We start from the raw sequence: 25,142 nt of genomic DNA, 5'->3' as shown, positions 1-25,142 counted from the left end.
GGCTGAAGCACTGGATACTTACATCCCAGAACCAGAGCGTGACATTGACAAGCCATTCCTGCTGCCAATCGAAGACGTATTCTCCATCTCCGGCCGTGGTACTGTTGTAACGGGTCGTGTTGAGCGTGGTATCGTTAAAGTTGGTGACGAAGTTGAAATCGTTGGTATCAAAGAAACCACGAAAACAACTTGTACTGGCGTTGAAATGTTCCGCAAACTGCTGGACGAAGGCCGTGCGGGTGAGAACGTTGGTGTTCTGCTGCGTGGTACTAAGCGTGATGATGTTGAGCGTGGTCAGGTTCTGGCGAAACCAGGTTCTATCCACCCACACACTCAGTTCGAATCTGAAGTGTATATCCTGAGCAAAGATGAAGGTGGTCGTCATACTCCATTCTTCAAAGGTTACCGCCCACAGTTCTACTTCCGTACAACTGACGTAACCGGTACTATCGAACTGCCAGAAGGCGTTGAGATGGTAATGCCAGGTGACAACATCAACATGGTAGTTAACCTGATTGCTCCAATCGCAATGGACGAAGGTCTGCGTTTCGCAATCCGTGAAGGCGGCCGTACTGTAGGTGCAGGTGTTGTTGCTAAAGTTATTGCTTAATCTTTGATTAGCAAAAAATTCTAAAAAAGAGGAGCGATAGCTCCTCTTTTTTTTGTGCCATCGAAAAAAGTAGTAGCTTTATTTTTCATTGAAATAAAGCATAAACAATAATTGAAATGAGAGTGATTAACATTTACAATTTGACAATATACTTTATTTTATAGCTATAACCGCTGTTGAACCTAATTAAGTTCGTTAATCAGTACACAATTAGTTATAACATTATAAATAGTTAGAAGAGTGTTCCATGTATATCTGTCTCTGCAACGCAATAAGTGATAAAGCCATACGTAATGCTGTTAGACAGCAGAATGTTCGTTCTATCAGAGAGCTGAAAAACTTTGTGCCTGTGGGGAGTGATTGTGGAAAATGTGTACGTCAGGCCCGCGAAATAATCAATGAAGAAATCTCCTTGCTTCCCCTTATAATTAATGTTGCTTAAAATAAGCACAATTGTCTTGCAATTACTCTGTTTAATTAGTACTACACTGTAAGTACTGGAAGCGGAGGAATTGATTATGAAAGGTGATAAAAAAATAATTGCCCATCTTAATAAACTTCTTGGTAACGAACTTGTCGCCATAAACCAGTATTTTTTACATGCCCGTATGTTTAAAAACTGGGGATTAGTGCGCCTGAATGATGTTGAATACCGTGAATCTATTGAAGAAATGAAACATGCAGATAGATATATTGAGCGTATTTTATTTCTGGAAGGTATCCCTAATTTACAGGATTTAGGCAAACTCAATATCGGTGAGGATGTCGAAGAGATGTTGCAATCCGATCTAACGTTGGAATTACGTGGTGCTCAGGATATGAGAGAAGCAATTGCATATGCTGATTCAATCCACGACTATGTGAGCCGGGACTTAATGATTGAAATTCTTGCAGATGAAGAAAATCATATAGACTGGCTGGAAACACAACTCGAACTGATTAAACGAATGGGTATGCAAAACTATATTCAGGCCCATATTATTGAAGAAGAATAGAATTACGCTAACGCCCTGTAAATACATATAGGGCGTTCATTTCTGACTATTTTTACCTTCCTTTATTATTTATCTGAATAAATTTCATCCTTGTCTTGCATTGTGAAGTGATTCACGTATAATGCGCGGGCTAACCTACTTCGTAGGCTGATTTTTATCAGTGTGAGCGGTAATTACCGCCATATTAAAATACTCCCGATATGGGGGTTATATATTGAACGATTACACTCCCCCATCAATCGAAATGGGTGTGAGTAGTAATTATTTACGTTTATAAAATAGTTGGAGCTCTGGTCTCATGCAGAACCAAAGAATCCGTATCCGCCTGAAAGCATTTGATCATCGTTTGATCGATCAATCAACTGCGGAAATCGTAGAGACCGCTAAGCGCACTGGTGCGCAGGTTCGTGGTCCGATCCCGCTGCCGACTCGTAAAGAGCGTTTTACCGTTCTGATTTCTCCGCACGTTAATAAAGATGCGCGTGATCAGTACGAAATTCGCACTCACAAACGTCTGGTTGACATCGTTGAGCCAACCGAGAAAACCGTTGATGCTCTGATGCGTCTGGATCTGGCTGCCGGTGTAGACGTGCAGATCAGCCTGGGTTAATCAGGTCATTGAGCGATTGAGAGGTTGAAACAATGATTGGTTTAGTCGGTAAAAAAGTGGGCATGACTCGCATCTTCACTGAAGAAGGCGTTTCAATCCCTGTAACTGTTATCGAAATCGAAAATAACCGTGTAACTCAAGTTAAAAACGAAGAGACTGACGGTTATCGTGCAATTCAGGTAACGACTGGTAGCAAAAAAGCAAGCCGCGTTAACAAACCTGAAGCAGGTCATTTCGCTAAAGCTGGCGTTGAAGCTGGCCGTATCCTGCGTGAATTCCGTCTGTCTGAAGAAGATGCAGAATTCGCTGTGGGTCAAAGCATTAGTGTTGAAATTTTCGCTGACGTTAAAAAAGTCGACGTTACTGGTACATCTAAAGGTAAAGGTTTCGCGGGTACTGTTAAACGCTGGAACTTCCGTACTCAGGATGCTACGCACGGTAACTCCCTGTCTCACCGTGTTCCGGGTTCTATCGGTCAGAACCAGACTCCGGGCAAGGTGTTCAAAGGTAAGAAAATGGCAGGCCAACTGGGTAATGAGCGTGTAACCGTTCAAAGCCTGGATGTAGTACGTGTTGACGCAGAGCGCAACCTGCTGCTGGTCAAAGGTGCTGTACCTGGTGCAACCAACAGCAACCTGATCGTAAAACCGGCTGTCAAGGCGTAACGTCGAGGAGATAGGAATGGAATTGGTATTGAAAGACGCGCAAAGCGCGCTGACTGTTTCCGAAACTACCTTCGGGCGTGATTTCAATGAAGCGCTTGTGCATCAAGTAGTTGTTGCGTATGCAGCTGGTGCTCGTCAAGGTACTCGTGCTCAGAAAACTCGTGCTGAAGTTTCTGGTTCAGGTAAAAAACCATGGCGTCAAAAAGGCACTGGCCGTGCGCGTTCTGGTTCAATTAAGAGCCCAATTTGGCGCTCTGGTGGTGTAACTTTCGCAGCGAAGCCACAGGACCACAGTCAAAAAGTTAATAAAAAGATGTACCGCGGTGCCCTGAAAAGCATCCTGTCTGAACTGGTACGTCAAGATCGTCTGATCGTTGTCGAGAAGTTCTCTGTTGAAGCACCTAAAACCAAGTTGCTGGCACAGAAACTGAAAGAGATGGCTCTGGAAGACGTGCTGATCATCACTGGTGAAGTTGATGAGAACCTGTTCTTAGCAGCTCGCAACCTGTACAAAGTTGACGTCCGTGATGCTGCGGGTATCGACCCAGTAAGCCTGATCGCCTTCGACAAAGTGGTTATGACTGCTGAAGCTGTGAAGCAAGTTGAGGAGATGCTGGCATGATCCGTGAAGAACGTCTGCTGAAAGTACTGCGCGCGCCGCACGTATCTGAAAAAGCTTCTACAGCGATGGAAAAAACTAACACCATCGTTCTCAAAGTTGCGAAAGACGCGACTAAAGCAGAAATCAAAGCTGCTGTGCAGAAACTGTTTGAAGTCGAAGTTGAGGTTGTGAACACTTTGCTGGTTAAAGGTAAAGTTAAACGCCACGGTCAGCGTGTTGGTCGTCGTAGCGACTGGAAAAAAGCTTACGTCACCCTGAAAGAAGGCCAGAACCTGGACTTCGTTGGCGGCGCTGAGTAAGTCGGAGGAGTAAAGAACAATGGCAATTGTTAAATGTAAACCTACGTCTCCGGGCCGTCGCCACGTTGTTAAAGTGGTTAACCCTGAGCTGCATAAGGGCAAACCTTATGCTCCGCTGTTAGAAAAAAACAGCAAAACTGGTGGTCGTAACAACAATGGTCGTATTACCACTCGTCACATTGGTGGTGGCCATAAACAGCACTATCGTCTGATTGACTTCAAACGTAACAAAGACGGTATCCCTGCTGTTGTTGAGCGTCTGGAATATGATCCAAACCGTTCAGCAAACATCGCGCTGGTTCTGTATAAGGACGGCGAACGTCGTTACATTCTGGCTCCTAAAGGCCTGAAAGCTGGCGATCAAATCCAGTCTGGTGCAGATTCTGCAATCAAAGCTGGTAATGCTCTGCCAATGCGCAACATCCCGGTTGGTTCTACTGTTCACAACATAGAAATGAAACCAGGTAAAGGTGGCCAGCTGGCTCGTTCAGCAGGTGCTTATGCTCAGATCGTTGCACGTGATGGTTCTTATGTAACCCTGCGTCTGCGCTCTGGTGAAATGCGTAAGGTACTGGCTGACTGCCGTGCTACTTTAGGTGAAGTTGGTAACGCAGAACACATGCTACGCGTTCTGGGTAAAGCTGGTGCAAGCCGCTGGCGTGGTATCCGTCCTACCGTTCGTGGTACGGCGATGAACCCAGTTGACCATCCACACGGTGGTGGTGAAGGTCGTAACTTTGGTAAACACCCTGTAACTCCATGGGGCATCCAGACCAAAGGTAAGAAGACCCGTAGTAACAAACGTACTGATCAATACATCGTACGTCGCCGTTCTAAAAAATAATTAGAGGATAAACCATGCCACGTTCTCTCAAGAAAGGTCCATTTATTGACCTGCACTTGCTGAAGAAGGTAGAGAAAGCGGTGGAAAGCGGAGACAAAAAGCCTATTAAGACTTGGTCCCGTCGTTCAACGATCTTTCCTAACATGATCGGTTTGACCATCGCTGTCCATAATGGTCGTCAGCATGTTCCAGTTTTTGTTTCCGACGAAATGGTTGGTCACAAACTGGGTGAATTCGCGCCGACCCGTACTTATCGCGGCCATGCGGCCGATAAAAAGGCTAAGAAGCGCTAAGGTAGGAGGAAGAGATGGAAACTATCGCTAAACATCGCCACGCTCGTTCTTCTGCTCAGAAGGTTCGCCTTGTGGCTGACCTGATCCGCGGTAAGAAAGTGTCGCAAGCTCTGGAAACTCTGACCTATACCAACAAGAAAGCTGCTGGTTTAGTGAAGAAGGTACTTGAGTCTGCTATTGCTAACGCAGAACACAACGATGGCGCTGACATCGATGATCTGAAAGTTGCGAAAATTTTCGTAGACGAAGGTCCAACCATGAAGCGCATTATGCCTCGTGCCAAAGGCCGTGCAGATCGTATCCTGAAGCGCACCAGCCACATTACTGTGGTTGTGTCCGATCGCTGAGACTCTGGAGACTAGCAATGGGTCAGAAAGTACATCCTAATGGTATTCGTCTGGGTATTGTCAAACCTTGGAACTCTACCTGGTATGCGAATACCAAAGAATTCGCTGACAACCTAGACAGCGACTTTAAAGTTCGCCAGTACTTGAATAAAGAACTGGTTAAAGCATCTATTTCACGTATCGTTATCGAACGTCCTGCGAAAAGCATCCGTGTGACTATTCACACTGCTCGTCCAGGCATCGTAATCGGTAAGAAAGGTGAAGACGTAGAAAAACTGCGCAAAGCTGTAGCGGACATCGCTGGCGTTCCTGCGCAGATTAATATTGCCGAAGTGCGTAAACCTGAACTGGACGCAAAACTGGTTGCTGACAGCATCAGCTCACAGTTGGAACGTCGTGTTATGTTCCGCCGTGCTATGAAACGTGCTGTACAGAACGCAATGCGTCTGGGCGCTAAAGGCATCAAAGTGGAAGTAAGCGGCCGTCTGGGCGGTGCTGAAATCGCGCGTACTGAATGGTATCGTGAAGGTCGTGTACCTTTGCACACTCTGCGTGCAGATATCGACTATAACACTTCAGAAGCGCACACCACTTATGGTGTAATCGGCGTTAAGGTATGGATCTTCAAAGGTGAGATCCTGGGTGGTATGGCTGCTGTTGAACAGGCGGAAAAACCGGCTGCTCAACCTAAAAAGCAGCAGCGTAAAGGCCGCAAGTAAGGAGAGTCGCTGATGTTACAACCAAAGCGTACGAAATTCCGTAAAGTGCATAAAGGCCGTAACCGCGGTCTGGCTGCCGGTGCGGATGTTAGCTTCGGCACTTTCGGTCTGAAAGCTGTGGGCCGTGGTCGTTTGACTGCTCGTCAAATCGAAGCGGCACGTCGTGCTATGACCCGTGCAATTAAGCGTCAAGGTAAAATCTGGATCCGTGTGTTCCCAGACAAACCAATCACCGAGAAGCCACTCGAAGTGCGTATGGGTAAAGGTAAAGGTAACGTAGAGTATTGGGTTGCCTTGATCCAGCCTGGTAAAGTCCTGTATGAGATGGACGGTGTGTCTGAAGAGCTGGCCCGTGAAGCGTTCAAGCTGGCGGCAGCGAAACTGCCTATCAAAACCACCTTTGTAACTAAGACGGTGATGTAATGAAAGCACAAGAGCTGCGCGAAAAAAGCGTTGAAGAGCTGAACACTGAGCTGCTGAACCTGTTACGTGAACAGTTTAATCTGCGTATGCAGGCGGCAAGCGGCCAGCTGCAACAGTCTCATCTGTTGAAACAAGTGCGTCGTAATATTGCACGCGTTAAGACTTTACTGACTGAGAAGGCGGGTGCGTAATGACCGATAAAATCCGTACTCTGCAAGGTCGTGTTGTTAGCGACAAAATGGAAAAATCCATTGTTGTTGCTATTGAACGTAAGGTGAAACACCCACTGTATGGTAAATTCATCAAGCGTACGACTAAGTTGCACGTACATGACGAGAACAATGAATGTGGAATTGGCGATGTAGTGGAAATCCGCGAAACCCGTCCACTGTCTAAGACTAAATCTTGGACCTTAGTTCGCGTTGTAGAGAAAGCGGTTCTATAATAGGGCGCTATCTCATAAGAAATAAACGGCTCAAAAAATAACAGGGCCGTTTATTTTTCTGTCCATCGCGAAGATGTGGTGTTATAATGCCGCGCCCTCGTAGTGTGGGATATTAAAACGGCTTCTTTAAAAATAAAGTGGCTCAGTAGTAGTTGACATTTAGCGGAGCACTAAAATGATCCAAGAACAGACTATGCTGAACGTGGCCGACAACTCCGGTGCACGTCGCGTAATGTGTATCAAGGTTCTAGGTGGCTCGCACCGTCGATACGCACATGTCGGTGATATCATCAAGATCACCATCAAGGAAGCGATTCCTCGTGGTAAAGTCAAGAAAGGTGATGTCCTGAAAGCGGTAGTGGTGCGCACCAAGAAGGGTGTTCGTCGCCCGGACGGTTCTGTCATTCGCTTCGATAGCAACGCTTGCGTATTGTTGAACAACAATAGTGAGCAGGTTATCGGTACGCGTATTTTTGGGCCGGTAACTCGTGAACTTCGTAATGAAAAGTTCATGAAAATTATCTCTCTGGCACCTGAAGTACTCTAAGGAGCAGGCAATGGCAGCGAAAATCCGTCGTGATGACGAAATTATCGTGCTGACTGGTAAAGACAAAGGTAAGCGCGGTAAAGTAAAACAGGTTCTTTCTTCTGGTAAAATTATCGTTGAAGGTATCAATCTGGTTAAAAAACATCAGAAGCCAGTTCCGGCTCTGAACCAACCAGGTGGCATCGTTGAAAAAGAAGCAGCAATTCAGGTTTCTAACGTTGCAATCTTTAATGCAGAAACCGGCAAGGCTGACCGTGTAGGTTTTAGATTCGAAGACGGCAAAAAAGTACGTTTCTTCAAATCTAACAACGAAACTATCAAGTAATTTGGAGTATACGATGGCGAAACTGCATGATTACTACAAAGACGAGGTAGTCCAGAAACTGATGAGTCAGTTTGGTTACCATTCTGTCATGCAAGTCCCTCGGGTCGAGAAGATCACCCTGAATATGGGTGTTGGTGAAGCAATCGCTGACAAGAAACTGCTGGACAATGCAGCAGCTGATCTGGCAGCAATTTCTGGTCAAAAACCACTGATCACCAAAGCACGCAAGTCAGTTGCAGGCTTCAAAATCCGTCAGGGCTATCCAATCGGCTGTAAAGTAACCCTGCGTGGCGAACGCATGTGGGAGTTCTTTGAGCGCCTGATTTCTATTGCTGTACCACGTATTCGTGACTTCCGTGGTTTGTCCGCTAAGTCATTTGATGGTCGCGGTAACTACAGCATGGGTGTTCGTGAGCAAATCATCTTCCCTGAAATCGATTACGATAAAGTGGATCGTGTACGTGGTTTGGATATTACCATCACCACTACTGCGAAATCTGATGATGAAGGCCGCGCACTGTTGGCTGCGTTTAACTTCCCGTTCCGCAAGTAAGGCAGGGTATTCATGGCTAAGCAATCAATGAAAGCACGTGATGTAAAACGTGCGAAATTAGCTGAGAAATTCTTCGCAAAACGCGTTGAACTGAAAGCGATCATCTCTGATGTAAACGCATCTGATGAAGATCGTTGGAATGCTGTTCTCAAGCTGCAAACACTGCCACGTGATTCCAGCCCTTGCCGTCAGCGTAACCGCTGCCGTCAAACTGGGCGTCCGCATGCATTTTTGCGGAAGTTTGGGTTGAGCCGTATTAAAGTCCGTGAAGCCGCTATGCGCGGTGAAATCCCGGGCCTTAAAAAGGCTAGCTGGTAATTGTCACCAATTGAATCACGGGAGTAAAGACAGATGAGCATGCAAGATCCGATCGCGGATATGCTGACCCGTATCCGTAACGGTCAAGCCGCGAATAAAGTTGCGGTCACCATGCCTTCCTCCAAGCTGAAAGTGGCAATTGCCAAAGTGCTGAAGGAAGAAGGTTATATTGAAGATTTTAAAATCGAAGGCGACACCAAGCCAGAACTGGAAGTTACTCTGAAGTACTTCCAAGGTAAGGCTGTTGTAGAAAGCATCCAGCGTGTAAGCCGCCCAAGTCTGCGCATCTATAAGAAAAAAGATGAGCTGCCACAAGTTATGGCTGGTTTGGGTATCGCTGTTATTTCTACCTCTAAAGGTGTAATGACTGATCGTGCAGCTCGCCAGGCTGGTCTGGGTGGCGAGATTCTCTGCTACGTAGCTTAATTCGGGAGGAAAGAATGTCTCGTGTTGCAAAAGCACCCGTCGTCATTCCTGCCGGCGTAGAGGTTAAACTCAACGGTCAGGTTATTTCGATTAAGGGTAAAAACGGCGAATTGAGTCGTGAAATCCACAGCGCAGTTGAAGTTACACATGCAGATAGCCAGCTGACTTTCGCTCCACGCGAAGGTTTTGCAGATGCTTGGGCACAGGCGGGTACAACTCGTTCTCTGCTGAATGCAATGGTTATCGGTGTTAACGAAGGCTTCACTAAGAAGCTCCAACTGGTAGGTGTTGGTTACCGTGCAGCAGTTAAAGGCAATACTGTTAGTTTGTCTTTAGGCTTCTCGCATCCGGTTGAACATCAACTGCCTGCAGGCATTACTGCGGAATGCCCATCACAAACTGAAATCGTACTGAAAGGTGCTGATAAGCAGGTGATTGGTCAGGTTGCGGCAGATCTGCGTGCCTATCGTCGTCCTGAGCCATACAAAGGCAAGGGTGTTCGTTACGCCGATGAAATCGTGCGTACCAAAGAGGCTAAGAAGAAGTAAGGTAACACTATGGATAAGAAAGCAGCTCGTATCCGTCGTGCGACCCGCGCACGCCGCAAGCTCCAGGAACTGGGTGCAACTCGCCTGGTGGTACACCGTACCCCTCGCCATATTTATGCGCAGGTTATCGCACCAAATGGTTCTGAAACTCTGGTGGCAGCTTCTACAACAGAAAAAGCTATCAGCGAACAACTGAAATTCACTGGAAACAAAGAAGCCGCAGCAGTAGTTGGTAAAATTGTTGCTGAACGTGCTCTGGAAAAAGGTATCAAAAACGTATCTTTTGACCGTTCTGGTTTCCAATATCATGGTAGAGTCCAGGCACTGGCAGATGCTGCCCGTGAAGCTGGCCTTCAGTTCTAAGGTAGAGGTGTAAGATGGCTCACATCGAAAAACAAGCTGGCGAACTGCAGGAAAAGCTGATCGCGGTAAACCGCGTATCTAAAACCGTTAAAGGTGGCCGTATTTTCAGCTTTACAGCACTGACTGTAGTTGGTGATGGTAACGGTCGCGTTGGTTTTGGCTACGGCAAAGCACGCGAAGTTCCGGCAGCGATCCAGAAAGCGATGGAAAAAGCACGTCGCAATATGAAAACCGTCGCACTTAACAGCGGCACCCTGCACCACCCAGTGAAAGGCGCACACACCGGTTCCCGCGTGTTCATGCAGCCTGCTCATGAAGGTACAGGTATCATCGCAGGTGGTGCGATGCGTGCGGTTCTGGAAGTAGCTGGAGTTCGTAACGTACTGGCTAAAACCTATGGTTCCACTAACCCAATCAATGTGGTTCGTGCAACCCTGGATGCTTTAGACAGCATGAAGTCTCCAGAAATGGTCGCAGCTAAGCGTGGCAAATCCGTCGAAGAAATTCTGGGGTAATGACCATGGCTAAGACTATCAAGATTACACAGGTTCGCAGTTCAATCGGTCGTTTGCCTAAGCATAAGGCAACTCTGACTGGTTTAGGTCTGCGTCGCATTGGTCATACTGTTGAACGCGAAGATACACCAGCGGTTCGCGGTATGGTCAACTTGGTTTCCTATATGGTTAAAGTTGAGGAGTAACAGATGCGCTTAAATACTCTGTCTCCGGCTGAAGGTGCCAAGCACGCACCTAAACGTGTAGGTCGTGGTATCGGTTCTGGTCTGGGTAAAACTGGCGGCCGTGGTCACAAAGGTCAGAAATCTCGTTCTGGCGGTGGCGTACGTCGTGGTTTCGAAGGCGGCCAGATGCCTCTGTACCGTCGTCTGCCAAAATTTGGCTTTACTTCACGTAAGGCAATGATTACAGCCGAAATCCGTCTGTCTGATTTTGCTCGTGTTGAAGGCGATGTTATCGATCTGAATGCACTGAAAGCTGCTAACATTGTTGGCCCTCAAATTGAGTTCGCGAAAGTTATGCTTTCTGGCGAAGTCAATCGCGCAGTAACTGTGCGTGGCTTGCGTGTTACTAAAGGCGCCCGTGCTGCAATTGAAGCTGCTGGCGGTAAAATTGAGGAATAAGTAACAGATGGCTAAACAACCAGGATTAGATTTTCAAAGTGCTAAAGGCGGATTAGGTGAGTTAAAACGCAGACTTTTGTTTGTTATTGGAGCTCTGATTGTTTTCCGTATTGGCTCTTTTATTCCAATCCCTGGTATTGATGCCACTGTGCTTGCCAAATTGCTCGAACAGCAAAGAGGCACCATCATTGAAATGTTCAACATGTTCTCTGGTGGTGCTTTAAGCCGTGCTTCTATCTTTGCACTGGGTATAATGCCGTATATTTCTGCATCTATTATTATCCAGTTGCTGACTGTGGTTAACCCCCGTTTAGCAGAGATTAAGAAGGAAGGGGAAGCTGGTCGTCGTAAGATCAGTCAGTACACCCGTTATGGCACATTAGTGCTGGCAATATTCCAGTCAATAGGTATTGCAACTGGGTTACCGAATATGCCTGGGATGCAAGGGCTGGTTATTAATCCAGGTTTTGCATTCTATTTCACGGCTGTTGTAAGTTTGGTCACAGGAACTATGTTCTTGATGTGGCTAGGTGAGCAGATTACTGAACGAGGTATCGGCAACGGTATTTCAATCATAATCTTTGCTGGTATCGTTGCGGGCCTTCCGCCTGCAATTGGTCACACCATCGAGCAAGCTCGGCAAGGCGATCTGCACTTCCTCCTGTTGCTGTTGGTTGCAGTTTTAGTGTTTGCAGTAACTTTCTTCGTTGTTTTCATGGAGCGTGGTCAACGTCGTATCGTTGTTAACTATGCCAAACGTCAACAAGGTCGTAGAGTTTTTGCAGCACAAAGTACACATTTACCGTTGAAAGTGAATATGGCTGGGGTCATCCCTGCAATTTTTGCTTCCAGTATTATTTTGTTCCCTGGTACTATAGCCTCTTGGTTTGGTAGCGGAGCAAACTGGAATTGGTTGACAACTATTTCTATGTATTTGCAGCCAGGTCAACCGCTTTATGTGTTATTGTATGCATCTGCAATCATCTTCTTCTGTTTCTTCTATACGGCTTTGGTGTTCAATCCAAGAGAAACGGCAGATAACCTGAAGAAGTCCGGTGCATTTGTACCAGGAATTCGTCCGGGAGAGCAAACGGCTAAGTACATCGATAAAGTAATGACTCGTCTAACCTTAGTTGGTGCGTTATATATTACTTTTATCTGCTTAATCCCGGAGTTCATGCGTGATGCAATGAAAGTTCCATTCTATTTTGGTGGTACTTCCCTACTGATTGTAGTCGTCGTCATCATGGACTTTATGGCTCAAGTGCAAACTCTGATGATGTCGAGTCAGTATGAGTCTGCATTGAAGAAGGCAAACCTGAAAGGATATAACCGCTAATCGGTTTGCTTGAGAAGTTACGGAGAGTAAAAATGAAAGTTCGTGCTTCCGTCAAGAAATTATGTCGTAACTGCAAAATCGTTAAACGTAACGGTATCGTTCGTGTGATTTGCAGTGCAGAGCCTAAGCATAAACAGCGCCAAGGCTAATTAATCGCATATTTTTCTTGCAAAGTTGGGTTGAGCTGGCTAAATTAGCCAGCCAATCTTTTTATCTGACAGCAACATTATTTGAGTATCCTGAAAACGGGCTTTTCAGAATGGTGTTGCAGTGAATAAATATTGTAGGAGTGCATAGTGGCCCGTATAGCAGGCATTAACATTCCTGATCAGAAACATACTGTAATCGCATTAACTTCGATTTACGGTATCGGTAAAACCCGCTCACAGGCTATCTGTGCAGCAACGGGTATTGCTGAAAATGTTAAGATCAGTGAGCTGTCTGAAGAGCAAATTGACAAGCTGCGTGACGAAGTTGCTAAATACGTTGTAGAAGGTGATTTGCGTCGTGAAGTAACCCTGAGTATCAAACGTCTGATGGATCTTGGTTGCTATCGTGGTTTACGTCATCGTCGTGGTCTGCCGGTTCGCGGTCAGCGTACTAAGACCAATGCACGTACCCGTAAGGGTCCGCGTAAGCCGATCAAGAAATAATCGGGGTATTGAATAATGGCAAAAGCACCTATTCGTGCACGTAAGCGTGTAAGAAAACAAGTCTCTGACGGTGTGGCTCATATCCATGCTTCTTTCAACAACACCATCGTTACTATTACTGATCGTCAGGGTAACGCTTTGGGTTGGGCAACTGCCGGTGGTTCCGGTTTCCGAGGTTCTCGTAAATCTACTCCGTTTGCAGCTCAGGTTGCAGCAGAACGCTGTGCTGAAGCAGTAAAAGAATACGGAATTAAGAACCTGGAAGTTATGGTTAAAGGACCTGGTCCGGGCCGTGAGTCAACTATTCGCGCACTGAACGCGGCTGGTTTCCGCATCACTAATATTACTGATGTGACTCCGATCCCTCATAACGGTTGTCGTCCACCGAAAAAACGTCGCGTTTAATACGTCTTCGTTTTTAGGATTGTTGGAGAAAGAAAATGGCAAGATATTTGGGTCCTAAGCTCAAGCTGAGCCGTCGCGAGGGTACAGACCTTTTCCTGAAGTCTGGCGTTCGCGCGATTGACACCAAGTGTAAGTTAGAACAAGCACCAGGCCAGCACGGCGCACGCAAACCGCGTCTGTCTGACTACGGTGTTCAGTTACGTGAAAAACAAAAAGTTCGTCGTACTTACGGTGTTCTGGAACGTCAATTCCGTAACTACTATAAAGAAGCTACTCGTCTGAAAGGCAACACAGGTGAAAACCTGCTGACTTTGCTGGAAGGTCGCTTAGATAACGTCGTTTATCGTATGGGTTTTGGCGCGACTCGTGCTGAATCACGTCAGATGGTGAGCCACAAGGCTATCATGGTAAATGGTCGCGTTGTTAACATCGCTTCTTATCAGGTATCCCCGAATGACGTAGTCAGCGTTCGTGAAAAAGCGAAAAAGCAGGCTCGTATTAAGGCAGCTTTAGAGCTGGCTGAGCAGCGTGAGAAACCAACTTGGTTGGAAGTTGATGCTGCGAAGATGGAAGGTGTGTTCAAGCGTAATCCTGAACGTACTGATCTATCCGCTGACATTAACGAACACCTGATCGTCGAGCTTTACTCTAAGTAAAGCTTAGCACCAAAGAGAGGACACAATGCAGGGTTCTGTGACAGAGTTTCTAAAACCGCGCCTGGTAGATATCGAGCAAGTCAGTTCGACGCACGCCAAGGTGACCCTTGAGCCATTAGAGCGTGGCTTTGGCCATACTCTTGGCAACGCACTGCGCCGTATTCTGCTTTCGTCTATGCCGGGTTGTGCGGTGACTGAGGTTGAGATTGATGGTGTACTGCATGAGTACAGCACCAAAGAAGGTGTACAGGAAGATATCCTGGAGATTCTCCTCAATCTGAAAGGGCTGGCGGTGAAAGTTCAGGGCAAAGATGAAGTCATCCTTACCTTGAATAAATCTGGCATTGGCCCTGTGACTGCAGCCGACATCATCCATGATGGTGATGTCGAAATCGTCAAGCCGCAGCACGTAATCTGCCATCTGACTGACGAAAGCGCTTCCATTAGCATGCGTATTAAAGTTCAGCGCGGTCGTGGTTATGTGCCGGCTTCTGCCCGAATTCATTCGGAAGAAGATGAGCGCCCTATCGGTCGTTTGTTAGTAGATGCTTGCTATAGCCCAGTAGAGCGTATTGCCTACAATGTTGAAGCAGCTCGTGTAGAACAGCGTACTGACTTGGATAAGCTGGTTATCGAGATGGAGACTAACGGTACAATCGATCCTGAAGAGGCGATTCGCCGTGCAGCTACTATTCTGGCTGAACAACTGGAGGCTTTCGTTGATTTACGTGACGTACGTCAACCAGAAGTTAAAGAAGAGAAGCCTGAATTTGATCCGATACTGCTGCGCCCTGTTGACGATCTGGAATTGACTGTCCGCTCTGCTAACTGCCTTAAGGCAGAAGCTATCCACTACATCGGTGATCTGGTACAGCGTACTGAGGTTGAGTTACTTAAAACACCTAATCTGGGTAAAAAATCTCTTACTGAGATTAAAGACGTACTGGCTTCACGTGGACTTTCTCTGGGCATGCGCTTGGAAAACTGGCCACCAGCAAGTATTGCTGATGAATAACTAGATCACAGGTTAAGGTTTTACTGAGAAGGATAAGGTCATGCGCCATCGTAAGAGTGGTCGTCAATTGAACCGCAACAGCAGCCATCGCCAAGCTATGTTCCGTAACATGGCAGGTTCTTTGGTTCGTCATGAAATCATCAAGACGACTCTGCCTAAAGCGAAAGAACTGCGTCGCGTCGTTGAGCCGCTGATTACTCTTGCCAAGACCGACAACGTAGCTAATCGTCGTCTGGCATTCGCCCGTACTCGTGATAACGAGATCGTGGCAAAATTGTTTAATGAACTGGGCCCGCGTTTTGCGAGCCGCGCAGGTGGTTACACTCGTATTCTGAAGTGTGGCTTCCGTGCAGGTGACAATGCACCGATGGCATACATCGAGCTTGTTGACCGCGCCGCTGAGTCTCAGACAGAAGCAGCAGCTGCAGAGTAATCTGTAGAAGCATAAAAAACCGGGATAATACCCGGTTTTTTATCGCCTTTTGATTCTTCCCGCCATTATCTCTTCTTATCTTCTCCATTACTTTTTGATTTCTAGCTGACAGTAGAACATCCGGCGATGATTTATTAATCTATTCTGGTAGTATTGATTTTATTTCCCTGTTTGATGAGAGGCTACCATGTATCGTATTGGTCAATTGGCGAAGCTAGCGAATGTTACTCCTGATACTGTTCGTTTTTATGAGAAACAGGGATTGATGGAGCACGAAGAAAGAACAGAAAGTGGTTATAGGCTTTATACAAAACAGGATTTACAGCGGTTACGTTTTATTCGCTATGCAAAGCAATTAGGTTTTACATTAGAGACAATTGTAGAGTTATTGTCTATCCGCGTTGATCCTGAACATCATACCTGCCAAGAATCTAAGCGAATTGTTGATACTAGATTACAGGAAATAGAAGAAAAATTATTAGAAATGCAAAAAATGCGCGATTCTTTAAAAATGTTAAGCGATGCTTGTTGCGGAAGCGCACATATCAGTACCTATTGTTCAATATTGGAAATATTAGAAGAAGGGGCTACGAAGAAGTGATTTTTCTTTATTCTTTTGTGCATTAAGAGTACTATTGATAAGCTATATTTATTCAAATAACCATATTTTGAGGTCACTATGACAACATATCGGCATAAAAAAGGCGTTATCAAAGATAATGCTATAGAAGCTCTTTTACATGACCCTCTGTTCAGGCAGCGAGTAGAAAAAAATAAAAAAGGTAAAGGAAGTTATAATCGTAAAGCAAAACATGGGAAAGGAAGTGGTTGGGAGGCCAATGATAATAATTTTTTCAAGTTATTATCATTGGCCTTCTAGTTTTCTGAGTACAAATATTTCTGAATTGGTAGCCGTGTAAGTGATTTATAGAAAGAATGGGCTTGGTTGGAATAGCTTTTCAACTTCAGGAACAAATTTTTTATCTGTAATAAACATGATTACATGGTCGCCTTGTTGAATAATGCTGTAATCATTAGCAATGATGACTTCTTCTCCGCGGACAATGGCGCCAATGGTTGTTCCTGAGGGAAGTTTTATATCTCCTATTTTTCTCCCAACTACTTTGGAAGTATGTTCATCACCATGAGCAATCGCTTCAATAGCTTCAGCAACACCTCGCCTTAATGAAAATACACTAACGATATCGGCTTTGCGAACATGCCCAAGTAATGCAGATACTGTGGCCTGTTGAGGTGAGATAGCGATATCAATGACACCACCTTGAACTAAATCAACATATGCACTACGTTGGATAAGCACCATTGCTTTTTTGGCACCCATTCGTTTTGCAAGCATGGCTGACATGATATTAGCTTCATCATCGTTAGTTAATGCAATGAAAACATCGACTTGCTCAATATGTTCTTCTGCAAGTAGCTCCTGATCAGAAGCGTCACCATAGAACACTATAGTATCGTGTAATAGCTCTGCAAGTTCAGTTGCTCTTTCTTGATTATGCTCAATAAGCTTAACGCTATAATCTTTTTCAAGGCGTAAGGCTAAACCCGCACCGACGTTTCCGCCTCCAACAATCATGATACGTTTGTATGGTTTTTCCAGACGCTGCAACTCGCTCATTACTGCTCTGATATGTTGTGATGCAGCAACAAAAAATACTTCGTCGCCAGCCTCAATAACGGTAGAGCCTTGTGGCCTGATTGGACGGTCTTGTCGAAATATTGCGGCAACTTTGCTGTCAATATGCGGCATATGTTCGCGAAGAGAAGATAATGCATTCCCTACAAGTGAACCACCATAATAAGCTTTTACTGCAACAATACTGACTCGGCCTTCAGAAAAGTTAACAACCTGTAATGCTCCGGGATATTGGATTAATTTGTAGATATAGTCGATAACTAACTGCTCTGGAGATATCAGATAATCGATAGGAATATCACCGGGCTTAAATAATTTTTCTGATTCCCTAATATATTCTGATGAACGGATCCGAGCGACTTTATTTGGTGTATTAAATAGAGAATAGGCGATCTGGCATGCGATCATGTTGGTTTCATCTGAATTTGTAACAGCAACTAACATATCAGCATCTTCTGCACCTGCCTCCCTTAAAACTCTGGGATGAGAACCATGCCCATTCACAACTCGCAGATCGAATTTGTCCTGTAACTGGCGTAAACGATCTGTATTGGTATCAACAACAGTAATGTCATTGTTTTCATCAACTAAGTTTTCAGCTAATGTTCCACCAACCTGACCAGCACCCAGAATAATTATCTTCATAGCTACTCTCTTTATGTGTTAGAAGTTGCAATTATTTTGCTATTTTAGCAAAGTCATTACATTCTCTCGCCCGATAGAGCGAGAGAAAAGCTATTCTATTATTGCTTAGTCAATCGAGCATAAAAGAAGCCATCACCGCCTGTTATCTCGGGAGTAATTTGTATCCCAGGGATCTCTTGTGTACCTGTTTCAGAGAGTTTGGCATCCAGATTGCGTTTTAAAAATGCTTTAATTTGCTCGCTATTTTCATCAGGTAAAATTGAGCATGTGGCATAAACCAGAGTTCCACTTTTTTTTAAGTATGGCCAAATAGCATCAAGTATTTCTGCTTGAAGCGTCACTAACTGATCGATGTCTTCATTTCTTCGTAACCATTTTATATCTGGATGGCGACGGATCACACCTGTTGCTGAGCATGGTGCATCAAGAAGAATGCGATCAAATTGTTCTCCGTTAGCCCATTTGTGTGGGAAACGCCCATCACCTGTTTTAATGACAGCATTTAAATTAAGGCGTTGTAAGTTTTCTTCCACACGCTTAATTCTTTGCTCATCAATATCAACGGCAAGTACTTTGGCGTTTGGTGCCATCTCAAGTATATGAGTTGTTTTGCCGCCTGGTGCAGCACAAAGATCAAGTATTTCTTCTCCATCACATGGCATTAATAATTCAGCACAGCCTTGTGCAGAACGATCCTGAATCGTAACCCAGCCTTTATCAAAACCTGGCAGTATATTGACAGGATAAGGACTCAATAGACGAATTGCGTTGGGATGATCTGTATCTAATTCTGCGTCTATATTGGCTTTTTGCAGCAAAGAAAAATATTGATTTGTAGAATGATGTATCTGATTGACACGTAACCACATTGGTGGTTTTTGATTATTTGCACTGACAATATATTGCCAATTGTGAGGGTAAGCTTTTTGAATACGAGTTAATAGCCATTTGGGATGTAAATAGTGACCGACATCATTAGATTTTTCGACTAACTCTTCTTGCTGACGCTGAAATTGTCGAAGAACGCCATTAATGAGTCCTTTCAATTGTGGACGTTTTAAACTGATTGTCCCATTAACTGTTTCTGCGATCGCTGCATGTGCAGGTATACGTGTATAAGTAAGTTGATACATTCCAACCATGATCAAATAGTGGAAAATGCGTTGCTTACCTTTCAATGGCTTTGCCATTAATTGGGCTATAAGCCATTCCAGCTGAGGTAAAACTCTCATTACACCAAAGCAGAGTTCCTGTAGGAGAGCTTTATCTTTATCGGATACTTTTTGTTGGAGTTCGGGTATAACAGTGCTAAGTGACTGTCCTTGCTCCAGCACTTGGCTAATCGCTTTTGCAGCGATGCTTCGCAGGTTATATGTATTTTTCATGGCATGGTCAAAAGCTGAGTTTCATCAGCATAATAGTAGTAAAGCGAGAAGATGCCCGTATGCTGACACCATACAGGCAATGAATGTTAGTTGATTTTGTTACCCGGAGTGAACCATTCGCGCTTAGAATTTAATAAATCGGCAGCTGACATTGCTTTTTTGCCCGGGGGCTGCAATTGAGTAATATTCAATATCCCATCAATTGTAGAGACCTGGATACCCTTTTTATCGGCGTGAAGAATTGTTCCTGGGATTTGGTTAGATTTACCATCAATAGCATAAGCCTCCCAGACTTTAATGGGTTGTTCATCAATAAAGAAATAGCTTATTGGCCAAGGGTTGAATGCACGCACACAACGTTCGAGCTGAGTCGCTGATAAATTCCAATCCATTCTTGCTTCATCTTTGCTGAGTTTTTCAGCATAAGTAGCCAGAATATTATTTTGACTTTCCGGCTGACTATTACCCGAAGTTATTAGGCTTAATGTATTAAGCAATGCATCGGAGCCGATATCGGCAAGTTTGTCGTACAGGCTCGCAGTAGTATCTTCGTTTGTAATTGGGCAGGTTGCTTTTAACAGCATATCGCCTGTATCAAGGCCTGCGTCCATTTGCATGATTGTTACCCCCGTTTCTTTATCTCCAGCCCAGATAGCACGTTGAATTGGTGCAGCACCGCGCCAATGAGGTAATAAAGAACCATGAACATTGAGGCACCCCAAAGGTGGCATATCTAATACCGCTTGGGGAAGGATCAAACCATATGCAACGACAACCATGATATCGGCTTGTTGTTCCATGACCCATTGCTGGCTTTCTTCTGTACGTAATGTTTTTGGTTGGAAAACAGGGAGATGATATTCTTCAGCCAATACTTTTACAGGACTTGGTGTCAGTTTTTTACCCCTTCCTGCCGGTTTATCAGGTTGAGTGAGTACACCGATAATTTGATGTTGAGATTTTAATAAAGCCGCCAAATGGTGAGCCGCGAAATCAGGGGTTCCGGCAAAAATAATACGTAAAGAATCAGACACTGTTATTTCCTGTAATGATAAAATTTACTTAGCCTTGGCTCTTATTCGGTCAATTTTTTCGACTTTTTGGCGAATACGCTGTCGTTTTAACGGAGACAAGTAATCTACGAAGAGTTTACCGAGCAAGTGATCCATCTCATGTTGAATACAAATCGCCAACAGACCATCTGCTTCCAGCTCAAATGGTTGACCGTGATAATCCAGAGCCTTAATTTTGACTTGCTCGAATCGTGGCACAAATGCACGTTGTTCAGGAACTGATAAACAACCTTCTTCGATACCTGTTTCCCCTGACTCGGTTACTAGCTCTGGGTTAATAAGTACAAGTCTCTGGTTACGATTCTCTGAAACATCAATAACAACAATGCGTTGATGAATATCAATCTGAGTTGCTGCTAAGCCGATTCCTTCTTCTGCATACATCGTTTCGAACATATCATCGATGATACGCTGGATTTCTGCATCGACTTTTTCTACTGGCTTGGCAATTGTGCGAAGCCGCTCATCTGGATAATGTAATACTTGTAAAACTGACATATATGTTTAGAACTGCATCCAAAAAGTGAGTGATAATTAGCGCCTATTCTAGACATTTCCTGATTAGATTGACAGTATCGCCTACAAATTAATCATGTAAGCATGACAACATATTGAGTCAGGATGACGATAATGGAAATGATGGAAATATGGCTGAGAATGAAAATGGTATCTCACCTTTCAGTGACAAAAGCAGTATCTATAATCGAACATCTACTGCAGGTTAAAAATATTACTCATGCTGTGATGAAAGATTGTGGTTTATCACCTACACAGTGTGTGCAGTTTTTAAAAGCAAATCCTTCTGTTTTGCTTTCCAGTCTTAATTGGTTGGAGCAATCAGGAAATCACTTATTAACCTTTTCTGATCCAGAATATCCTTCTTTGTTGAAACAAATTTATTCGCCTCCACTGATACTTTTTGTCTCTGGGAAAGTAAGCACATTATCTGAGAAACAAGTTGCAATAGTGGGTAGCCGGTCGGCAAGTTTTTATGGTGAAAAGTGGGGGAGAGTATTTGCTGGAGGGCTAGCGGAGAATGGGATAGTAATAACCAGTGGGTTAGCGGTTGGGATTGATGGTATCTGCCATCAGGCTACTATTGATGCAGGAGGGAAAACCGTTGCTGTATTGGGGAGTGGCCTTAAAAATATTTATCCTAATCGTCATCGAACTTTAGCCTGTTGCATTAAAGAAAATGGGGTTCTGGTTTCTGAGTTTTTCCCTGACACGCCGCCTAAAGCTAAAAATTTTCCAAGACGAAACCGGATTATTAGTGGGTTAAGTTTAGCGATTCTGATTGTAGAAGCTCATCAAAATAGTGGTTCACTGATTACAGCACGCTGTGCACTTGAACAAGGACGGGATATTTTTGCATTACCCGGCCCACTAGGAAGGCCTTCGAGTGATGGTAATCACTGGTTGATCAAACAGGGCGCTTATTTAGCAACCAGTGTGATTGATATAATGGAACATATTAATGCTAATTTTCAATGGATTAATCTGGAAGAGGGCAATGATAAACAATTTGAGCAAACAGAGTTGCCATTTGCTGAGGTGCTGGTTAACGTAAGTGATGAAATTACACCTGTTGATATAATTGCTCAGCGCTCTTCTCTTCCTATTACAGAAGTCATGACTCAATTATTGGAGCTTGAATTAATGGGAAAAGTGGTTGTTGTTGCTGGTGGTTATGTTCGGGTGAATTGAAAAATTGAATTTTCTCTTAACCTGAACTTTATGGTTTTCCAATAAATATCGTGATTAGTTTTCCGTGAGTAAGATATGCCTAAAAAAGTACCCTTTGCAGTAAAACAAACAGAATATTGCGCTGAATGTGGTGCTGAACTAGTGATCCGCAACGGGGCCCATGGTCCATTTTATGCTTGTTCCAATTATCCATCCTGCTGTTATGTTCGGCCGTTAAAAATATCATCAGATGGACACGTTATTAAGGAACTGGAAGGGCAAATTTGTTCTCAGTGCGGTTCAACTTTGGTTTTACGGCAAGGACGGTACGGTATGTTTATTGGCTGCAGCAATTATCCAGAATGTAATCATATTGAGTCGATTGATAAACCTGATGATTCTTCAGTTAATTGCCCTCAGTGTCAGAAAGGTAAGTTGTTTCAACGTAAGTCACGATTTGGTAAAACATTTCACGCTTGTAATCGATATCCCGAATGCCAGTTCACACTGAATAATAAACCGGTACAAGGAGAATGTGAGCTTTGTCATTACCCCTTGTTGGTCGAAAAGAAAACCGCACAGGGCATTAAACTATTTTGCGCTAGTAAATTGTGTAATAAGCAGCAATCCATTGAAACTGAGAAATAAAATGAGTAATGAAGCATCTCCTGCATTTGATTTAATTATTACGGCTTTAAAAGAAGAAAAAGTCATTGCTTATCCTACGGAAGCTGTTTTTGGATTGGGTTGTGACCCTGACAGTGAAAAAGCGGTTAATAAATTATTATTGCTGAAAAATAGACCCAAGGAAAAAGGGTTAATCCTTATTGCTGATAGTTATGAGAGGTTATGTCCCTATATTGATGACAATCAGTTGAATAATGAGCAGAAAAAGACAATCTTTTCTTGTTGGCCGGGACCGGTGACATGGGTTATCCCAGCCAAATCTACGACACCAAAGTGGTTGACGGGAAGATTCTCAACACTGGCTGTCCGAGTTACTGATCATCCTTTGGTCAGAGAATTATGTGTCCTTTATGGAAAACCTCTTGTATCAACCAGTGCAAATTTAAGCGGGTTGGAACCATGTCGGAGTTCAGAAGAAGTTTGTCGACAATTCGGTAACGATTTTCCTGTGCTGGAGGGGGAAGTGGGTGGACGTAAGAATCCATCAGAAATCAGGGATGCTTTGACAGGTAAACTATATCGGCAAGGGTAAGGAATAATGGATAAATTCGCGGTTTTTGGTAATCCGATTGCACATAGTAAATCTCCTTATATTCATCAATTATTTGCCAAACAAACGGGTATTGAACACCAATATGGGAGAATACTTGCTCCGTTAGAACATTTTGAACAAACATTGAAGCAATTTTTTGAACAGGGTGGTTTAGGTGCGAATATTACCGTTCCCTTTAAGGAACGAGCTTATGAGTGTGCACATCAGTTGAGTGAGCGAGCTAAACATTGTGGTGCAGTCAACACATTCAAGCTAATTGAAAATAACCAGCTTCTGGGTGATAACACTGATGGGGTTGGGTTATTAGCAGATTTGCAGCGGCTTAACTTCATTAGCAAACAGCAGCATATCCTGATTATTGGGGCTGGTGGAGCAGCAAAAGGAGTTATATCTCCTTTACTAGACTTTGGGTGTGCGGTGACTATTACTAACCGTACTTTTGCTCGTGCGCAGGGTATAGTGAATATGTTCTCCTCATTTGGTCATATTCAGGCAGTTGAAATGAAATCTCTTCTGAATCCAGATTTTGATCTTATTATTAATGCAACCGCTTCTGGCCTTGATGGAAGTGTACCTGAAATATATCCGTCAGTTTTCCGTAATGGTGGTGCTTGTTATGATATGTATTATCAAAAAGGATTAACGCCTTTCCTTAATTTTGCCCAGCAAAGTGGAGCCTCATTTTTGGCTGATGGATTAGGGATGCTAGTGGGACAAGCGGCGCATTCCTTTGAACTTTGGCATGGTGTCTTACCAAAAGTGGAACCTGTTTTAGCTGCTTTAAGAGAAGAATTACACCCATGAATCAAGCAATTCAATTTCCTGACCGTGAAGAATGGAACGAGCAGGAAAGCAAAGTTATATTTCCTGCTATGGTCAATGGTCTACTAGTGCAATGTCTGATCAGTGCTGATGAATTAATTCGACGTTATGGTAATGATTTTCATCCAATTGAACTATTTCACCAGTATCGTTGGGATTTAGAAGAAGAGTTTGAAGAAATCATCCTACATGGGCAGGATGATCAATTTGGATGCTATTCTCTATTGTCTGATATATCTGCTAAGTAATCATCTTTCCAGCGGACGTAGTTATTAGCAGAATAAAGCAGCCCTTCCAACTCTTCATGTTTGAGTTTTCGCACTTGTTTGACTGGGCTGCCTATATATAGATATCCACTTTCTAATATTTTTCTTGGTGGGACAAGACTACCGGCCCCAATAATGACATTGTCTTCAATGATAGAGCCATCAAGTATAATTGAACTCATCCCAACAAGTACTCGGTTTCTTATCGTACAGCCATGTAACATTGCTTTGTGACCGACAGTGACTTCCTCGCCTATGATTAATGGGAAGCCATCAGGATTATCAGATGATTTATGAGTCACATGTAGAATAGAACAGTCCTGTATATTGGTACGAGCTCCAATAGAAACATAATTGACGTCACCACGGATGACAACTAACGGCCAGATACTTACATTATCTGCCAATCTGACATCTCCAATCACAATAGAAGTAGGGTCTAGCATGACTCTTTGGCCAATTTGAGGCCGTAAGTTTAAATATTTACGTAAAACGGTAGACATAAAAACCTCAATAACAGTAAGAGAGGATAATATTGCGTGAAATGTTATTGAGGAAAAGATCACCACGCAATGGTGAATTTGCATTAATTTCATCCTGATTGAGTGGTTTTTATATTGAAAAGTGCAAAAAATATCCGGTTGAAAATAAAATTGCAAAAAAGGGTTGTCAGGGCCGAAAAACTCCCTATAATGCGCCACCACTGACCGACGCTGAGCTGAGACACGCCGCGCAGGACAGCGGAACGAAAGCGAAAATAAACGCTTGACTCCGGAG

Annotated in this window: 43 protein-coding genes; 38 read left to right on the top strand and 5 right to left on the bottom strand. The window is 44.1% G+C overall.

From position 1 onward, the window contains the following. The 33 genes from AACX38_RS16090 to AACX38_RS15930 all read left to right on the top strand — a co-directional run. Positions 1-610 (top strand): EF-Tu C-terminal domain-related protein (locus AACX38_RS16090; RefSeq protein ID WP_255712142.1); only part of this gene is annotated, 610 nt, incomplete at its 5' end. 247 nt (positions 611-857) lie between these two features. After that, entirely contained in the window at positions 858-1,052 is a 195-nt protein-coding gene (gene bfd / locus AACX38_RS16085) for a bacterioferritin-associated ferredoxin (RefSeq protein ID WP_228864912.1), read from the top strand. 76 nt (positions 1,053-1,128) lie between these two features. After that, positions 1,129-1,605: a bacterioferritin gene (bfr, locus tag AACX38_RS16080; protein ID WP_099123308.1), complete on the top strand. Its 477-nt coding sequence runs from the start codon at positions 1,129-1,131 to the stop codon at positions 1,603-1,605. Positions 1,606-1,903: 298 nt separating this feature from the next. Further along, positions 1,904-2,215, top strand: a complete 312-nt coding sequence (rpsJ, locus tag AACX38_RS16075; RefSeq protein WP_001181005.1) for a 30S ribosomal protein S10 — start codon at positions 1,904-1,906, stop codon at positions 2,213-2,215. A 32-nt stretch (positions 2,216-2,247) separates the two neighbouring features. Further along, positions 2,248-2,880 carry a 50S ribosomal protein L3 gene (rplC, locus tag AACX38_RS16070; protein ID WP_099123307.1) on the top strand — a complete coding sequence of 211 codons (633 nt, stop codon included), beginning with the start codon at positions 2,248-2,250 and terminating at the stop codon, positions 2,878-2,880. Positions 2,881-2,896: 16 nt separating this feature from the next. Next, positions 2,897-3,502 (top strand): 50S ribosomal protein L4, encoded by a 606-nt coding sequence (gene rplD / locus AACX38_RS16065; protein WP_099111748.1) that lies wholly within the window; start codon positions 2,897-2,899, stop codon positions 3,500-3,502. Beyond that, on the top strand, positions 3,499-3,801 hold the full coding sequence (gene rplW / locus AACX38_RS16060) for a 50S ribosomal protein L23 (RefSeq protein ID WP_099111747.1): 303 nt from the start codon (positions 3,499-3,501) through the stop codon (positions 3,799-3,801). The genes rplD and rplW overlap by 4 nt, the downstream gene beginning before the upstream one ends. Positions 3,802-3,820: 19 nt before the next feature. Beyond that, positions 3,821-4,645, top strand: a complete 825-nt coding sequence (gene rplB, locus AACX38_RS16055; protein WP_099111746.1) for a 50S ribosomal protein L2 — start codon at positions 3,821-3,823, stop codon at positions 4,643-4,645. A 14-nt stretch (positions 4,646-4,659) separates the two neighbouring features. Next, on the top strand, positions 4,660-4,938 hold the full coding sequence (gene rpsS / locus AACX38_RS16050; RefSeq protein ID WP_011148791.1) for a 30S ribosomal protein S19: 279 nt from the start codon (positions 4,660-4,662) through the stop codon (positions 4,936-4,938). 14 nt (positions 4,939-4,952) lie between these two features. Then, positions 4,953-5,285 (top strand): 50S ribosomal protein L22, encoded by a 333-nt coding sequence (gene rplV, locus AACX38_RS16045; RefSeq protein WP_038240485.1) that lies wholly within the window; start codon positions 4,953-4,955, stop codon positions 5,283-5,285. A gap of 17 nt (positions 5,286-5,302) precedes the next feature. Next, positions 5,303-6,004 (top strand): 30S ribosomal protein S3, encoded by a 702-nt coding sequence (gene rpsC / locus AACX38_RS16040; protein ID WP_010847482.1) that lies wholly within the window; start codon positions 5,303-5,305, stop codon positions 6,002-6,004. A gap of 12 nt (positions 6,005-6,016) precedes the next feature. Beyond that, positions 6,017-6,427, top strand: coding sequence for a 50S ribosomal protein L16 (gene rplP / locus AACX38_RS16035; RefSeq protein WP_036773456.1), 411 nt, complete (start codon positions 6,017-6,019; stop codon positions 6,425-6,427). Then, complete coding sequence (rpmC, locus tag AACX38_RS16030; protein ID WP_010847484.1) at positions 6,427-6,618, top strand: 50S ribosomal protein L29; 192 nt, start codon at positions 6,427-6,429, stop codon at positions 6,616-6,618. The genes rplP and rpmC overlap by 1 nt, the downstream gene beginning before the upstream one ends. Beyond that, positions 6,618-6,872, top strand: coding sequence for a 30S ribosomal protein S17 (gene rpsQ / locus AACX38_RS16025; RefSeq protein WP_010847485.1), 255 nt, complete (start codon positions 6,618-6,620; stop codon positions 6,870-6,872). The genes rpmC and rpsQ overlap by 1 nt, the downstream gene beginning before the upstream one ends. 175 nt (positions 6,873-7,047) lie before the next feature. Beyond that, complete coding sequence (gene rplN / locus AACX38_RS16020) at positions 7,048-7,419, top strand: 50S ribosomal protein L14 (protein WP_010847486.1); 372 nt, start codon at positions 7,048-7,050, stop codon at positions 7,417-7,419. A gap of 10 nt (positions 7,420-7,429) precedes the next feature. Further along, entirely contained in the window at positions 7,430-7,744 is a 315-nt protein-coding gene (gene rplX / locus AACX38_RS16015; protein WP_099111745.1) for a 50S ribosomal protein L24, read from the top strand. Positions 7,745-7,757: 13 nt separating this feature from the next. Next, positions 7,758-8,297: a 50S ribosomal protein L5 gene (gene rplE, locus AACX38_RS16010; RefSeq protein ID WP_004246952.1), complete on the top strand. Its 540-nt coding sequence runs from the start codon at positions 7,758-7,760 to the stop codon at positions 8,295-8,297. A 12-nt stretch (positions 8,298-8,309) separates the two neighbouring features. Continuing rightward, positions 8,310-8,615, top strand: a complete 306-nt coding sequence (gene rpsN, locus AACX38_RS16005) for a 30S ribosomal protein S14 (protein WP_010847489.1) — start codon at positions 8,310-8,312, stop codon at positions 8,613-8,615. A 33-nt stretch (positions 8,616-8,648) separates the two neighbouring features. After that, positions 8,649-9,041 carry a 30S ribosomal protein S8 gene (gene rpsH, locus AACX38_RS16000; protein ID WP_099111744.1) on the top strand — a complete coding sequence of 131 codons (393 nt, stop codon included), beginning with the start codon at positions 8,649-8,651 and terminating at the stop codon, positions 9,039-9,041. Positions 9,042-9,055: 14 nt separating this feature from the next. Continuing rightward, positions 9,056-9,589 carry a 50S ribosomal protein L6 gene (gene rplF / locus AACX38_RS15995; protein ID WP_099111743.1) on the top strand — a complete coding sequence of 178 codons (534 nt, stop codon included), beginning with the start codon at positions 9,056-9,058 and terminating at the stop codon, positions 9,587-9,589. A 9-nt stretch (positions 9,590-9,598) separates the two neighbouring features. Then, complete coding sequence (rplR, locus tag AACX38_RS15990) at positions 9,599-9,952, top strand: 50S ribosomal protein L18 (protein WP_012990483.1); 354 nt, start codon at positions 9,599-9,601, stop codon at positions 9,950-9,952. Between the two features lie 14 nt (positions 9,953-9,966). Continuing rightward, a complete protein-coding gene (gene rpsE / locus AACX38_RS15985) occupies positions 9,967-10,467 on the top strand; it encodes a 30S ribosomal protein S5 (RefSeq protein ID WP_015836271.1) in 501 nt (166 codons plus the stop codon). Positions 10,468-10,472: 5 nt separating this feature from the next. After that, positions 10,473-10,652 (top strand): 50S ribosomal protein L30, encoded by a 180-nt coding sequence (rpmD, locus tag AACX38_RS15980; protein WP_008913894.1) that lies wholly within the window; start codon positions 10,473-10,475, stop codon positions 10,650-10,652. 3 nt (positions 10,653-10,655) lie between these two features. Then, positions 10,656-11,090 (top strand): 50S ribosomal protein L15, encoded by a 435-nt coding sequence (rplO, locus tag AACX38_RS15975; RefSeq protein ID WP_099111742.1) that lies wholly within the window; start codon positions 10,656-10,658, stop codon positions 11,088-11,090. Positions 11,091-11,097: 7 nt separating this feature from the next. Beyond that, the gene (gene secY / locus AACX38_RS15970; protein WP_099111741.1) at positions 11,098-12,429 is read left to right on the top strand and encodes a preprotein translocase subunit SecY; all 1,332 of its coding nucleotides are present in this window, start codon (positions 11,098-11,100) and stop codon (positions 12,427-12,429) included. A gap of 32 nt (positions 12,430-12,461) precedes the next feature. After that, positions 12,462-12,578, top strand: a complete 117-nt coding sequence (gene rpmJ, locus AACX38_RS15965; protein WP_012768118.1) for a 50S ribosomal protein L36 — start codon at positions 12,462-12,464, stop codon at positions 12,576-12,578. 147 nt (positions 12,579-12,725) lie between these two features. Further along, complete coding sequence (rpsM, locus tag AACX38_RS15960) at positions 12,726-13,082, top strand: 30S ribosomal protein S13 (protein WP_086955014.1); 357 nt, start codon at positions 12,726-12,728, stop codon at positions 13,080-13,082. A gap of 15 nt (positions 13,083-13,097) precedes the next feature. Then, a complete protein-coding gene (gene rpsK / locus AACX38_RS15955; protein ID WP_002919257.1) occupies positions 13,098-13,487 on the top strand; it encodes a 30S ribosomal protein S11 in 390 nt (129 codons plus the stop codon). Between the two features lie 35 nt (positions 13,488-13,522). After that, the gene (gene rpsD / locus AACX38_RS15950) at positions 13,523-14,143 is read left to right on the top strand and encodes a 30S ribosomal protein S4 (RefSeq protein ID WP_086955015.1); all 621 of its coding nucleotides are present in this window, start codon (positions 13,523-13,525) and stop codon (positions 14,141-14,143) included. A gap of 25 nt (positions 14,144-14,168) precedes the next feature. Beyond that, complete coding sequence (locus AACX38_RS15945; RefSeq protein ID WP_038269634.1) at positions 14,169-15,158, top strand: DNA-directed RNA polymerase subunit alpha; 990 nt, start codon at positions 14,169-14,171, stop codon at positions 15,156-15,158. Positions 15,159-15,198: 40 nt separating this feature from the next. Continuing rightward, the gene (gene rplQ / locus AACX38_RS15940; RefSeq protein WP_099123304.1) at positions 15,199-15,591 is read left to right on the top strand and encodes a 50S ribosomal protein L17; all 393 of its coding nucleotides are present in this window, start codon (positions 15,199-15,201) and stop codon (positions 15,589-15,591) included. A 187-nt stretch (positions 15,592-15,778) separates the two neighbouring features. Then, the gene (zntR, locus tag AACX38_RS15935) at positions 15,779-16,192 is read left to right on the top strand and encodes a Zn(2+)-responsive transcriptional regulator (protein WP_099123303.1); all 414 of its coding nucleotides are present in this window, start codon (positions 15,779-15,781) and stop codon (positions 16,190-16,192) included. 78 nt (positions 16,193-16,270) lie between these two features. Next, positions 16,271-16,471 (top strand): alternative ribosome-rescue factor A, encoded by a 201-nt coding sequence (locus AACX38_RS15930; RefSeq protein ID WP_099111737.1) that lies wholly within the window; start codon positions 16,271-16,273, stop codon positions 16,469-16,471. 45 nt (positions 16,472-16,516) lie between these two features. Here AACX38_RS15930 and trkA read toward each other — a convergent pair whose 3' ends face one another. From trkA to def, 4 genes are all read right to left on the bottom strand, one after another. Next, positions 16,517-17,893, bottom strand: a complete 1,377-nt coding sequence (gene trkA, locus AACX38_RS15925) for a Trk system potassium transporter TrkA (RefSeq protein ID WP_099123302.1) — start codon at positions 17,891-17,893, stop codon at positions 16,517-16,519. A 98-nt stretch (positions 17,894-17,991) separates the two neighbouring features. Continuing rightward, positions 17,992-19,278 carry a 16S rRNA (cytosine(967)-C(5))-methyltransferase RsmB gene (gene rsmB, locus AACX38_RS15920; RefSeq protein WP_228864911.1) on the bottom strand — a complete coding sequence of 429 codons (1,287 nt, stop codon included), beginning with the start codon at positions 19,276-19,278 and terminating at the stop codon, positions 17,992-17,994. A gap of 86 nt (positions 19,279-19,364) precedes the next feature. Continuing rightward, a complete protein-coding gene (fmt, locus tag AACX38_RS15915) occupies positions 19,365-20,312 on the bottom strand; it encodes a methionyl-tRNA formyltransferase (protein ID WP_228864910.1) in 948 nt (315 codons plus the stop codon). Positions 20,313-20,336: 24 nt separating this feature from the next. Then, positions 20,337-20,849, bottom strand: coding sequence for a peptide deformylase (gene def, locus AACX38_RS15910; RefSeq protein WP_228864909.1), 513 nt, complete (start codon positions 20,847-20,849; stop codon positions 20,337-20,339). A gap of 132 nt (positions 20,850-20,981) precedes the next feature. Between def and dprA the strand changes: the two genes are divergently transcribed. From dprA to AACX38_RS15885, 5 genes are all read left to right on the top strand, one after another. Beyond that, positions 20,982-22,058, top strand: a complete 1,077-nt coding sequence (dprA, locus tag AACX38_RS15905) for a DNA-protecting protein DprA (RefSeq protein ID WP_228864908.1) — start codon at positions 20,982-20,984, stop codon at positions 22,056-22,058. A gap of 75 nt (positions 22,059-22,133) precedes the next feature. Further along, positions 22,134-22,685 carry a DNA topoisomerase family protein gene (locus AACX38_RS15900; protein ID WP_228864907.1) on the top strand — a complete coding sequence of 184 codons (552 nt, stop codon included), beginning with the start codon at positions 22,134-22,136 and terminating at the stop codon, positions 22,683-22,685. Between the two features lies 1 nt (position 22,686). Further along, on the top strand, positions 22,687-23,256 hold the full coding sequence (gene tsaC / locus AACX38_RS15895; protein ID WP_228864906.1) for an L-threonylcarbamoyladenylate synthase type 1 TsaC: 570 nt from the start codon (positions 22,687-22,689) through the stop codon (positions 23,254-23,256). Between the two features lie 6 nt (positions 23,257-23,262). Continuing rightward, positions 23,263-24,081: a shikimate dehydrogenase gene (gene aroE, locus AACX38_RS15890; protein WP_099123295.1), complete on the top strand. Its 819-nt coding sequence runs from the start codon at positions 23,263-23,265 to the stop codon at positions 24,079-24,081. Further along, positions 24,078-24,347 (top strand): DUF1488 family protein, encoded by a 270-nt coding sequence (locus tag AACX38_RS15885; RefSeq protein WP_228864905.1) that lies wholly within the window; start codon positions 24,078-24,080, stop codon positions 24,345-24,347. The genes aroE and AACX38_RS15885 overlap by 4 nt, the downstream gene beginning before the upstream one ends. Here the strand turns inward: AACX38_RS15885 and AACX38_RS15880 are convergent. Then, positions 24,314-24,868 (bottom strand): gamma carbonic anhydrase family protein, encoded by a 555-nt coding sequence (locus tag AACX38_RS15880; protein ID WP_228864913.1) that lies wholly within the window; start codon positions 24,866-24,868, stop codon positions 24,314-24,316. The two genes, AACX38_RS15885 and AACX38_RS15880, sit on opposite strands and share 34 nt — an antisense overlap. Positions 24,869-25,142: the final 274 nt, after the last annotated feature.

Source organism: Xenorhabdus sp. PB30.3, from assembly GCF_963895965.1.
In the GTDB taxonomy this organism is placed as follows: domain Bacteria; phylum Pseudomonadota; class Gammaproteobacteria; order Enterobacterales; family Enterobacteriaceae; genus Xenorhabdus; species Xenorhabdus stockiae.
Note: the sequence above shows the minus strand (reverse complement) of the source record. Positions and strands in the feature narration are given on the sequence as shown.

Bases quoted from the DNA above. Each gene is read 5' to 3' on its own strand.
- secY (WP_099111741.1), top strand. From the start codon at position 11,098: ATGGCTAAACAACCAGGATTAGATTTTCAAAGTGCTAAAGGCGGATTA.
- rpmD (WP_008913894.1), top strand. From the start codon at position 10,473: ATGGCTAAGACTATCAAGATTACACAGGTTCGCAGTTCAATCGGTCGT.
- rpsS (WP_011148791.1), top strand. From the start codon at position 4,660: ATGCCACGTTCTCTCAAGAAAGGTCCATTTATTGACCTGCACTTGCTG.
- rpsC (WP_010847482.1), top strand. From the start codon at position 5,303: ATGGGTCAGAAAGTACATCCTAATGGTATTCGTCTGGGTATTGTCAAA.
- rplE (WP_004246952.1), top strand. From the start codon at position 7,758: ATGGCGAAACTGCATGATTACTACAAAGACGAGGTAGTCCAGAAACTG.
- rplV (WP_038240485.1), top strand. From the start codon at position 4,953: ATGGAAACTATCGCTAAACATCGCCACGCTCGTTCTTCTGCTCAGAAG.
- rplW (WP_099111747.1), top strand. From the start codon at position 3,499: ATGATCCGTGAAGAACGTCTGCTGAAAGTACTGCGCGCGCCGCACGTA.
- rplQ (WP_099123304.1), top strand. From the start codon at position 15,199: ATGCGCCATCGTAAGAGTGGTCGTCAATTGAACCGCAACAGCAGCCAT.
- trkA (WP_099123302.1), bottom strand. From the start codon at position 17,893: ATGAAGATAATTATTCTGGGTGCTGGTCAGGTTGGTGGAACATTAGCT.
- rpsN (WP_010847489.1), top strand. From the start codon at position 8,310: ATGGCTAAGCAATCAATGAAAGCACGTGATGTAAAACGTGCGAAATTA.
- rpsH (WP_099111744.1), top strand. From the start codon at position 8,649: ATGAGCATGCAAGATCCGATCGCGGATATGCTGACCCGTATCCGTAAC.
- rsmB (WP_228864911.1), bottom strand. From the start codon at position 19,278: ATGAAAAATACATATAACCTGCGAAGCATCGCTGCAAAAGCGATTAGC.
- aroE (WP_099123295.1), top strand. From the start codon at position 23,263: ATGGATAAATTCGCGGTTTTTGGTAATCCGATTGCACATAGTAAATCT.
- rpsK (WP_002919257.1), top strand. From the start codon at position 13,098: ATGGCAAAAGCACCTATTCGTGCACGTAAGCGTGTAAGAAAACAAGTC.
- rpmJ (WP_012768118.1), top strand. From the start codon at position 12,462: ATGAAAGTTCGTGCTTCCGTCAAGAAATTATGTCGTAACTGCAAAATC.
- rplO (WP_099111742.1), top strand. From the start codon at position 10,656: ATGCGCTTAAATACTCTGTCTCCGGCTGAAGGTGCCAAGCACGCACCT.
- rpsE (WP_015836271.1), top strand. From the start codon at position 9,967: ATGGCTCACATCGAAAAACAAGCTGGCGAACTGCAGGAAAAGCTGATC.
- rpsJ (WP_001181005.1), top strand. From the start codon at position 1,904: ATGCAGAACCAAAGAATCCGTATCCGCCTGAAAGCATTTGATCATCGT.
- rplR (WP_012990483.1), top strand. From the start codon at position 9,599: ATGGATAAGAAAGCAGCTCGTATCCGTCGTGCGACCCGCGCACGCCGC.
- rpsD (WP_086955015.1), top strand. From the start codon at position 13,523: ATGGCAAGATATTTGGGTCCTAAGCTCAAGCTGAGCCGTCGCGAGGGT.
- AACX38_RS15900 (WP_228864907.1), top strand. From the start codon at position 22,134: ATGCCTAAAAAAGTACCCTTTGCAGTAAAACAAACAGAATATTGCGCT.
- AACX38_RS15885 (WP_228864905.1), top strand. From the start codon at position 24,078: ATGAATCAAGCAATTCAATTTCCTGACCGTGAAGAATGGAACGAGCAG.
- rplF (WP_099111743.1), top strand. From the start codon at position 9,056: ATGTCTCGTGTTGCAAAAGCACCCGTCGTCATTCCTGCCGGCGTAGAG.
- rpmC (WP_010847484.1), top strand. From the start codon at position 6,427: ATGAAAGCACAAGAGCTGCGCGAAAAAAGCGTTGAAGAGCTGAACACT.
- tsaC (WP_228864906.1), top strand. From the start codon at position 22,687: ATGAGTAATGAAGCATCTCCTGCATTTGATTTAATTATTACGGCTTTA.
- rplB (WP_099111746.1), top strand. From the start codon at position 3,821: ATGGCAATTGTTAAATGTAAACCTACGTCTCCGGGCCGTCGCCACGTT.
- AACX38_RS15930 (WP_099111737.1), top strand. From the start codon at position 16,271: ATGACAACATATCGGCATAAAAAAGGCGTTATCAAAGATAATGCTATA.
- bfr (WP_099123308.1), top strand. From the start codon at position 1,129: ATGAAAGGTGATAAAAAAATAATTGCCCATCTTAATAAACTTCTTGGT.
- rplP (WP_036773456.1), top strand. From the start codon at position 6,017: ATGTTACAACCAAAGCGTACGAAATTCCGTAAAGTGCATAAAGGCCGT.
- rplD (WP_099111748.1), top strand. From the start codon at position 2,897: ATGGAATTGGTATTGAAAGACGCGCAAAGCGCGCTGACTGTTTCCGAA.
- dprA (WP_228864908.1), top strand. From the start codon at position 20,982: ATGGAAATGATGGAAATATGGCTGAGAATGAAAATGGTATCTCACCTT.
- bfd (WP_228864912.1), top strand. From the start codon at position 858: ATGTATATCTGTCTCTGCAACGCAATAAGTGATAAAGCCATACGTAAT.
- AACX38_RS15880 (WP_228864913.1), bottom strand. From the start codon at position 24,868: ATGTCTACCGTTTTACGTAAATATTTAAACTTACGGCCTCAAATTGGC.
- rplN (WP_010847486.1), top strand. From the start codon at position 7,048: ATGATCCAAGAACAGACTATGCTGAACGTGGCCGACAACTCCGGTGCA.
- AACX38_RS15945 (WP_038269634.1), top strand. From the start codon at position 14,169: ATGCAGGGTTCTGTGACAGAGTTTCTAAAACCGCGCCTGGTAGATATC.
- rpsQ (WP_010847485.1), top strand. From the start codon at position 6,618: ATGACCGATAAAATCCGTACTCTGCAAGGTCGTGTTGTTAGCGACAAA.
- rplX (WP_099111745.1), top strand. From the start codon at position 7,430: ATGGCAGCGAAAATCCGTCGTGATGACGAAATTATCGTGCTGACTGGT.
- def (WP_228864909.1), bottom strand. From the start codon at position 20,849: ATGTCAGTTTTACAAGTATTACATTATCCAGATGAGCGGCTTCGCACA.
- zntR (WP_099123303.1), top strand. From the start codon at position 15,779: ATGTATCGTATTGGTCAATTGGCGAAGCTAGCGAATGTTACTCCTGAT.
- rplC (WP_099123307.1), top strand. From the start codon at position 2,248: ATGATTGGTTTAGTCGGTAAAAAAGTGGGCATGACTCGCATCTTCACT.